This window comes from Mycobacterium sp. (assembly GCF_035653355.1).
Classification (GTDB): Bacteria; Actinomycetota; Actinomycetes; order Mycobacteriales; family Mycobacteriaceae; genus Mycobacterium.
Window position 1 is genome coordinate 1 of the sequence record NZ_DASRBZ010000053.1, and the last position, 8387, is coordinate 8387.

At 66.7% G+C, this 8387-nt stretch carries 11 protein-coding genes; 1 reads left to right on the top strand and 10 read right to left on the bottom strand.

Annotated features, from left to right (window positions below):
• Positions 1 to 1220, bottom strand: a 1220-nt coding sequence (locus VFA16_RS01660; protein ID WP_324966145.1) for an Hsp70 family protein, incomplete at its 3' end; no start/stop codon positions are given.
• 400 nt (positions 1221 to 1620) lie between these two features.
• Between VFA16_RS01660 and VFA16_RS01665 the strand changes: the two genes are divergently transcribed.
• Positions 1621 to 1815 carry a hypothetical protein gene (locus VFA16_RS01665; protein ID WP_324966146.1) on the top strand — a complete coding sequence of 65 codons (195 nt, stop codon included), beginning with the start codon at positions 1621 to 1623 and terminating at the stop codon, positions 1813 to 1815.
• Positions 1816 to 2045: 230 nt separating this feature from the next.
• Here VFA16_RS01665 and VFA16_RS01670 read toward each other — a convergent pair whose 3' ends face one another.
• From VFA16_RS01670 to VFA16_RS01710, 9 genes are all read right to left on the bottom strand, one after another.
• Positions 2046 to 2714 (bottom strand): oligopeptide transporter substrate-binding protein, encoded by a 669-nt coding sequence (locus tag VFA16_RS01670; RefSeq protein ID WP_324966147.1) that lies wholly within the window; start codon positions 2712 to 2714, stop codon positions 2046 to 2048.
• An 80-nt stretch (positions 2715 to 2794) separates the two neighbouring features.
• Positions 2795 to 3346 (bottom strand): hypothetical protein, encoded by a 552-nt coding sequence (locus VFA16_RS01675; protein ID WP_324966148.1) that lies wholly within the window; start codon positions 3344 to 3346, stop codon positions 2795 to 2797.
• Between the two features lie 55 nt (positions 3347 to 3401).
• Positions 3402 to 4331, bottom strand: a complete 930-nt coding sequence (locus VFA16_RS01680; protein WP_324966149.1) for an LLM class F420-dependent oxidoreductase — start codon at positions 4329 to 4331, stop codon at positions 3402 to 3404.
• A 20-nt stretch (positions 4332 to 4351) separates the two neighbouring features.
• Positions 4352 to 4861, bottom strand: coding sequence for a hypothetical protein (locus VFA16_RS01685; RefSeq protein ID WP_324966154.1), 510 nt, complete (start codon positions 4859 to 4861; stop codon positions 4352 to 4354).
• A gap of 129 nt (positions 4862 to 4990) precedes the next feature.
• Positions 4991 to 5704 (bottom strand): MBL fold metallo-hydrolase, encoded by a 714-nt coding sequence (locus VFA16_RS01690; protein WP_324966155.1) that lies wholly within the window; start codon positions 5702 to 5704, stop codon positions 4991 to 4993.
• Between the two features lie 103 nt (positions 5705 to 5807).
• Positions 5808 to 6299, bottom strand: a complete 492-nt coding sequence (locus VFA16_RS01695; RefSeq protein ID WP_324966150.1) for a (2Fe-2S)-binding protein — start codon at positions 6297 to 6299, stop codon at positions 5808 to 5810.
• Positions 6292 to 7179: a xanthine dehydrogenase family protein subunit M gene (locus tag VFA16_RS01700; RefSeq protein WP_324966151.1), complete on the bottom strand. Its 888-nt coding sequence runs from the start codon at positions 7177 to 7179 to the stop codon at positions 6292 to 6294. Before VFA16_RS01700 ends, VFA16_RS01695 begins: the two co-directional genes overlap by 8 nt.
• On the bottom strand, positions 7176 to 7856 hold the full coding sequence (locus tag VFA16_RS01705; protein WP_324966152.1) for an SRPBCC family protein: 681 nt from the start codon (positions 7854 to 7856) through the stop codon (positions 7176 to 7178). The genes VFA16_RS01700 and VFA16_RS01705 overlap by 4 nt, the downstream gene beginning before the upstream one ends.
• Positions 7857 to 7868: 12 nt before the next feature.
• A partial coding sequence (locus VFA16_RS01710) for a molybdopterin cofactor-binding domain-containing protein (RefSeq protein ID WP_324966153.1) occupies positions 7869 to 8387 on the bottom strand: 519 nt, incomplete at its 5' end.

Consider the following 8387-nt stretch of genomic DNA (forward strand, 5'->3'; position numbering starts at 1 on the left):
CGGTATGTGGCCGATTCGGCACCATCGACCGACGACTCGTCCGCTGCGGCCAACGCGGCGTTGGCCGCCCACGCCGATGGGGCCATGTCGGTGGGGATGGGCGCATCGAAACCGGGTGGGGCCCCTGGATCGAAAGCTGGCCGCACACCCGCATCGGCCCGTTCGGTTTCCGCGCCGGCACCGGCTGGGACGCTGACGGTGGCATCGGCGGCGAGCGGTGCAGTCCCACCGACGCCCATAGCCGGCGATCTGCTCGCCGAGAAGCGCTGCTGCGCGAGCAACGCGGCACCGATGGCTGCGCTGAGCATCGGTGTCGGTGTCGTTACGACGGGCACTCGCAGCCGATCCGACAGACGTTGGGTGATCAGCGGCATGCAGGCGCCGCCGCCGACCGTCGCGATTGCGGCCAGTTTGGCCGTCGGAATCTCGTTGCGCTGCAATATCTCTTCGACGGTGGCTACGAATCGGTCTAACGGTTCGGAGATCATCTCTTCGAGCTCTGCGCGAGACAGCCGGATATCCTGGCCCACACCCGGCATCTCGGCCGGGACGACGGCGACAGTCGCGGCGGACAGTTGCTCCTTGGCCCGTCGGCATTGGTCTAGCCGTCGAGCCAGCGACCCGACAGGCGCGGTTCTTGCGCCGTCGTCGTTGTCGGCAGAGCCGTTGTGGACCTGCAGATGTCGCAGAATCGCCTGGTCGACTTGATCACCGGAAAAGTCGGTGTAGCGCACGGTTTCGCCGATTTGGCGGAAATTCGACGCTGCGTCAGTAAGGGTGACGCTGGTGCCGCTGGCGCCGAAGTTGCACAGCGCAACCATGCCGTCGGTCGGAAATCCCGGTTTGGCATACAGCGCCGCGAGCGCAGCGGTGGCATCGGAGATCAGCGCCGGCGGCACACCGTGGGGTGCCAGAGAAGGCTTGCCACGTAGCGCCTCCCGCAGCGCGACGACGGACGCTTCGGGCCAATGCGCGGGAACCGCGACGGCGACCGGGGCCCCGTAATTGACGTTGCGTGCTACCGCGTCGAGCGCCTCCACTGCGAGCACATCGCTGCGGTGCGTCGACCCGTCGGCTGCCACAAACGGAGCGGGGTCGCCGACCCGTTCGATGAACCCCTGCAGCACCAGGCCGGGCTCCGTCAGGCGCGGGTTCTCGTCGGGCGTGCCGACCTCCGGTGGCCGATGCCCGAACAGCGTTAATACCGACCGTCGAGACACGGGCGGGCTACCTACTCGGGCCGCCACCAGATTGGCCATCCCAATTGACAACCCGAGCGAGTCGCTCGGGCCTTGCATCCCTGGGTCGATCATTCGATTTTCGGCGGCCATTTCCTCCATTCGACTGTTCCAGCGCAGCAGTGATGAACCCCCGACACCGAGTCCCCGTATCCGGTGTTGCCTAATCACCATGCGGAGCAAAGCAGGCGGGATTTCTGCTGATGAAGTCGCCGTACATTCCGGCTTGCGACGACGGCTAGCCGATCGTCACGGCGGCAAGCGCCTGCTGTTAGACGCTAGCTTGAAACACCAAGCTGGCTACGAAGATACGCCTTAGGGGTTAACGCCTGGGACGTGGATGCTTGGGGGAGGGTAGTCGTTCCACCAGTGATGGCGATGCGTGGTCGTTGGCGCGGGTGCTACGGGCGGCGCCGACGTGGCCGTGGATGGTGCGACGGGCGGCACCGGCACGGCGGTCGTCGTGGTGACGGTGACGGGCGTGGTGGTGGTCGTAGTCATCGTCGTCGACGACGTGGTGCGCTTCGGACTAGTAGTCGACGGCGTTCCCCCGCCGCCGCTACTGGCCAGCACGTGAAGTCCGTAAACGATGACCGCGATCAAAATCACGACCATTAAGCCCCAAATGGCCAGCACCCACGCCTCGAGATACCACGCCGAAGACTGGTCGTCCTGATCCGCGGTTTGCTGGCCGAATTGCGAATCGTCGTTGGAGCGGCGGCGTGCGTGATCTGGTGGTTCGCTGCCCCCCACAAACAGCGATGGTATCGAACTACTGCGCCGAAAACACCAGTGGCGCGGCCGAGGTCAGACGCCCGGGGGCAAGTTAATGACGGTGGGCAAGGGCAGCGTGATTTGCGACGGCGGGCTGAACGCACCCGGTGGCGCGTTGCTCGTGGTGGTGGTCGTCGTCGTTGTCGTGGTGGTCGTCGTGGTTGTGGTGGTCGTCGTCGTCGGCGTGGTTGTGGTGGTGGTAGTCGTGGTCGTGTCGGTCGTCGTCGGGGCGGTGGTGGTTGGCGCGGTGGTCGGGGGCACGACGGGTGCGGCGGTGGTCGTCGGCGCTGCCGTCGTCGTAGTCGTAGTGGTGGCGGAGGTTGTCGACGACGTCGGGGTCGAGGGCTTGCTGTGGCCCTGGCTCGCCAGTGTGATGATGCCGTAGATGATCAGTGCGATCAGGATCGCGATGAGCACACCCAGGGCGATCAAAGCCCATGGCTTGCGATACCACGGGACCGGCTCTTCTTCCGGCTCTTGTTGGTTGTCACCGTATTCGGAGTAGGCCGGCGTGCCCCCGCCTTGGTTGTAATCGGCGGCGTATCGGGTCGGTTCACCTTGGCCGTAGCTGGGCGCGTATTGAGTGGGATCGCTTTCGCTGTAGTTGCCGGCGTATCTGGTCGGCTCATCACCGCTTTGGCCGTAGCCGCCGTATCTGGTCGGCTCGTCGTCGCGATTTCCCGGCGGTCCATAGCCCGTCACGGTCGCTGATAGTAGCGGTGAGCACTGCATAAACACCGCTGCCACGCGGGACGCTACGGCGGCGGTTTGCCTGTCCCTGGTCAGTGCCCGAGGTGCGGCGGGAGCGTAATCACCGTCGGCACTTGCGGGATCGTGATCACCGACGGGAGCGGCGGCAGGTTGGGGACGTGTGGCCGATGCGGAGGCTGCTGCGCCGGGGGCGGCGCCTGCTGCGGCGGCGGGATGGCGGCACCAGGCGGCGCAGGTGCAGGTGCTTCCGTGCTGCTCGATTCGGTGGTTGTGGTGGTCGTCGTGGGCGTTGTCGTGGTGGTGGTGGTGGTGGTAGTCGTCGTGGTCGACGTGGTGGAGGGAGCGCCACCGCCGCCACCACCAGTTGCCAGCTCGACGAGGCCGTAGACGATCAGCGCGATCAGCAGCAAGACCAACACGCCCCAGCCGACGAGCACCGCACGCTGGCGATACCAGGGGGTGGGCGCGGATTCAGCTTCGAGTGCTTCGAATTGGTCGGTGTTGTCCGCCTGCTCGGGGGACCCATACGGATCCGACCCGGGCCGCATTGGTCCGCCCGCGCCGTACTGCGCCAGCTCGGTAGGCCGGTTGCTGGGATCGTCCGGGCCAACGCTGCGTGCCACGGAACCGATCGTACTGACGCCGAGTAAACGCTGCGGTCTCACGCAGCCACGCAATTCAAAGCTGTCGCATCACCTTGGCGGCGAACAACTCCAGGTGATCGAGGTCAGCAAGATCCAGCAGTTGCAGGTAAACCCGTTGCACGCCGGCGGAGGCGAAGTGGCCGAGGCGGTCGACGATCTGCCCCGGGCTGCCCACCGCGGGGGAGTTGGACCGCATCTCGTCGACGTCGCGGCCGATGGCGGCCGCCCGACGGGTGAGCTCGGCGTCGTCACGCCCGGCGCACAGCACGAAAGCAGCCGAATAGGTCATCGAATCGGTGGAGCGGCCCACGGATTCGACTGCGTCGGCGACCCGTTGGTATTGGGTCTGCACGGCATCCAGCGTCGCGAACGGCACGTTGAACTCGTCGGCAAATGTTGCGGCCAACGCCGGCGTGCGCTTGGCGCCCAACCCGCCGATGATGATCGGCGGATGCGGGCGCTGCACCGGCTTGGGCAGTGCGGGGCAGTCACCTAGTGCGTAATGGGTGCCGGCGTAATCGAAGGTCTCGCCGACCGGCGTGGACCACAGGCCGGTAATGATCTCCAGTTGTTCGGTCAGCCGGGCGAATCGCTCGCCGGGCGGCGGGAACGGGATCCCGTAGGCCTGGTGTTCGCGCTCGAACCAGCCGGTGCCCATGCCGAGCTCCACCCGGCCGTCGCTCATTGCGTCGACTTGGGCGACCGACACGGCCAGCGGTCCGGGATGACGGAACGTCGCCGAGGTGACCAGTGTGCCGAGCCGGATCGATGACGTTTCTCGGCCGAGCGCGCCCAGCGTCACCCAGGAATCGGTGGGCCCGGGCAGCCCGTCGCCGCTCATCGCCACATAGTGATCGGACCGGAAGAATCCCGAGTAACCCAAGGCTTCGGCGGCTTGGGCGACGGCAAGCTGGTCGGCGTAGCTGGCGCCTTGCTGGGGTTCGACGAATACCCGAAAGTCCACGAGCTCAGAGTACGGACAGCTTAGAACGTTTCGACGTTCTCGATGCTGACGAACATGCCGTGGCCGGTGCGGTCGTTGGTGAACCGCGTTCCGTCGAGGGTCGCTGCGATCGTCCAGCCCTGCGCCGTGTAGGTGCGGTAGTCGATGGTGACGGCGGGGATCGCGCCGATGTTGCCCAGCACCCACTGGACCGCGCCGCTGGCGGTGACGTTGACGCCGTTGGCATGCTCGCCTTCGGTCATGGGGGAGTTGGTGAACGGCGCCTCGCACCCGACACTCTCGGCATCGATCTGGCACCGCGTCTTACCGGATTTGGTCTCGATGAACACATAGCCGTTCTCGTCAGGTGGCAGCGGGATCGCACCGGCCGGAGCTGGCGACGACGACGGTGCCGGTTGCCGCGGGGTCTTCGGTGCCGGCGCCCGGCTGGGTCTGGGGTAGGACGGCTCGGTAGCTCCCGCCCCGGGCGATGCGGTGGGTCTGCCGCCGACTGTCGAACTGCATCCGGCAACCACCAGCACGCCAGCCATCAGCCAGGCCGCGGCCAAGACAAGATGTTGTGTTTGCGATCTCCGCACCCGTGCTCCCCTACCTGCACTGCTCCGTTCAGCCTACGCACGATGTGACGGAAGTGACTGCAGTGACGCGCCCGGGCGCGGTCAACCGGCCATCGCCGCATACCCCTGTGCGAGGCCGCGCAGTTGCGCGGCGCCGTCACCGGTGAAGGAGGCACCGTGCATGAGCGCCAGTGTGGTGGGCTGCAGCTGGGCAAGCTGCTCGAGCGTCGGGCCCAGGTTGGTGGTCAGCGCGGTCGCACGGAAAGCCGCTTCAGCGTCCAAAGCTGCTGCGACGCAATCGGATTCGGTAAGCGCGGGGCATTGGCCGGTATGGGTGAGCAGATCGCCGGCCAGCAGGGTGGAGGTCGTTTCGTCGAACCACAGTCCGCTTTCCCAGTTGTGCGGCACGTGCGGTGTGGCGATGAACCGTAGCCGGTGCCCGCCGGTGTCGTGCGCCGCGTCTTCTTGCGCGACGACCGGCGGCCGGTCGCACATGTCGGTCAGCGAGAGCATGCAGGCCAGCGGCCCGTGGATCACTTCCGCGTTGGGCGCGGCCGCCAGCAGCAGGTTGACCGCGCCGCATTCGTCGGCCTCGACGTGGGCGAACGAGATCCACCGCAGCCGCTCCAGCGGGATTATCTTGCTGATGGCCGCCGACACCAGCGGAAAAAGCTGCCTCATCCCGCAGTGGAACAGGAAAGGCTGCTCGCCGGTCAGCAGAAACTGGTTGAACGTGAACCCGTGTTCGGTGATGCCCGGAACCCAGGTGGAAAGCCGATAGATGCCGTCGGCGATTTCATCGACGGCGGTGTGCAGTCCGGTGCTCATGGCGGCAGGCTACGCCGAGGCTCGGACAACCGCGGGCGGTCGGCCAGATCCCCGGACGGCCCAACTGATCGCAGCAGCCGCGCCGCAGGGTCTAATCCGCCGCGGCTGCCCCCGACATCATCTCGGCGGCCCGTTGCACGGCGTTGACGATGCCCTGGTACCCGGTGCACCGGCAGAAGTTGCCGGACAACCCTTCGCGTATCTCGTCATCAGTGGGGTTCGGGTTATCGCGCAGCAGTGCAGTGATCGACGTGACGAAACCCGGTGTGCAGAAACCGCATTGTAGGCCGTGGCATTCTCGCAATGCCGCCTGCACCGGCGACAGGTCGCCGTCTGGACCTGCGACGCCCTCGACCGTGGTGACCTCCTGGCCGTCGACCTGGACCGCGAAGATCAGGCACGACCGCACCGCCTGCCCATCCAATAACACCGTGCAGGCTCCGCATGCGCCGTGTTCGCAACCCAGATGAGTGCCGGTCAGCCCGCAGTTTTCCCGCAGAAAGTCGGCCAGCGTCACCCGCGGCTCGACCACCGCGTCGACGCTGCGCCCGTTGATCGACAGCCGGATCGTCAATTCATTCATTGCGGGCGTGCTCCTTCGCCTCCGCGATGGCCGACGTCCAGGCCCGCGCAACCATCGTGGCGCCGACCTTGGCGCGGTAGCGAGCCGAGCCCTGCAGGTCGGCTGGAATGTCATGCAGCCCGCTCACGGCAAGCTGACCGATGTCGGCCGCGGTGAGGTCGTCGACCCGCCGGCCCAGTACCGCCTCTTCGGCGGTCGACGCGTGCCGTGGAGTCGAGCCGAGGCCCAAAAGCCCGATGCCGCAGCGGCTGACCCGGTCCTCGTCGTCGAGCTGGACGGCCACGGCGGCGCCCGCTATCGCGAAGTCGCCGTGCCGGCGCGCGAGCTCCTCGATGGCAAATCCGGACCGCCCGCCCCACACAGGAAACCTTACGGCGGTGAGCATTTCGCCGCCTTCGAGCGAGTTTTCCCACAGCCCGGTGAAAAAGTCATCAGCCTCGATTTCTCGTGTGCCCGAGGACGACACCGCCTCCATCCGCGCGCCGAGCGCGAGCGCGACCGCGCCGTACTCGGCCGCCGGATCCGCGTGCGCGATCGCACCGCCCAGCGTTCCTCTGCTGCGGATCTGGAAGTGCCCGATCAGCGGGGTGGCCCGAGTGAGCAGCGGAACCGCCTCTGCCACTTCGTCGTCCATCCCGACGAACACGTGCGGCGTCGCCGCGCTGATCCGCACCTCGTCGGCGCAGCGGTCGATGCCCACTAACTCGTCGACGCGGGAGATGTCGATCAGGTTCTCGAAGTAAGTCAGGCGCATGACCAGCATCGGCACCAGGCTTTGCCCGCCGGCCAGAATCTTCGCGTCGTCGCCGTACTCGTCGAGCAAGTCCACCGCCTCTTTGACCGATTCGGCGCGGTGGTACGTGAAGGGGGCTGCTTTCATGACAGCAGCCGTGCCAGGGCGTCTCGCAGGTCGTCGGCGAGCAGCGCGGCCGGTGCCCGGCGATTCCGGCGCCCCAGCAAGTAGCCGATCGCTGTCCCGGCGGCGATGCCGGCGATCACCGGCGCAGCACGCTTGGTCAACGGAACCGCGACCACCTTCAACAGATCGACGGAATCACCTTGCTCGGCAGGCGCGGAGATGGCTGCGGCAGCAGCACTTTCGGCTTTAGTGCTGTCGCCCAGCAGGTTGGCTTCGAGGCGCTTGGCGAACTGCCCAATCAGGTTGGTGGCGACGTCGGCCAGCACGCCGCGGCCGAACTGGGCGGCTTTGCCGGAGATGGTCAGGTCGGTGGTGATCAGGACCCTGGTGGCCTCGCCCTCGTCTTTGAGCTGAGCAGTCACTAGCGCGCTGGCGGTGCCGCTGCCGCGGGTTTCCTTGCCGCTGGCCTTGAGCACCACCCGCTGGGCGGCGGCGTCCTTCTCCTGGAATGACGCCACGCCTTGGTACGACACCGTGATCGGCCCGACCTTCACCTTCACCGCACCGGTGAACTGGTCGCCGTCGACCGACAACAGCGTGGCGCCGGGCAGACACGGGGCAACCCGCTCGACGTCGGTGAGCACCTCCCACGTCTTGGCTACCGGGACCGCGACACGAAATTCGTTGTTAAACTCCACTTTTGGCAGTCCTTACGTAGTGGCTTCTTCGATCAGGTCGACGATCGCCGCCGGGCTGGCTGGTAGCCGGGTGAGCGTTACCCCCAGCGGGGCAAGGGCGTCGTTGATCGCGTTGATCACCGCAGGCGCCGATCCGATGGCACCGCCCTCGCCGACCCCCTTGTAGCCGCCGACTCCCGGCCCGGGGATCTCGACATGGCCGAATTCGATCGGCGGCACTTCGGTGGCCGTCGGCAGCAGGTAGTCGACGAACGTGGTGGCCAGCGGGTTGCCGTCGTCGTCGTAGACCATGTTTTCCAGCAGCGCTCCGCCGATGCCTTGCACTGTGCCGCCGGCGATTTGGCCCTCGACGACATTCGGGTTGATCATCGGGCCGACGTCTTCGCTGACGATGTAGCGCAACAGCTTGACCTGACCCGTTTCCACGTCGACCTCGCAGGTACAGGCGTGCGTGGCGTTGGCCCAATGGATCGGCGCCTGCGAGGTGAACCGCGCCGTCGCCTCCAACGACGGTGACATCCCCGGCGGCAA

Excerpts from the sequence above, each read along its gene's own strand:
- VFA16_RS01685 (WP_324966154.1), bottom strand. The coding sequence starts at position 4,861 with ATGGCTGGCGTGCTGGTGGTTGCCGGATGCAGTTCGACAGTCGGCGGC.
- VFA16_RS01695 (WP_324966150.1), bottom strand. The coding sequence starts at position 6,299 with ATGAATGAATTGACGATCCGGCTGTCGATCAACGGGCGCAGCGTCGAC.
- VFA16_RS01700 (WP_324966151.1), bottom strand. The coding sequence starts at position 7,179 with ATGAAAGCAGCCCCCTTCACGTACCACCGCGCCGAATCGGTCAAAGAG.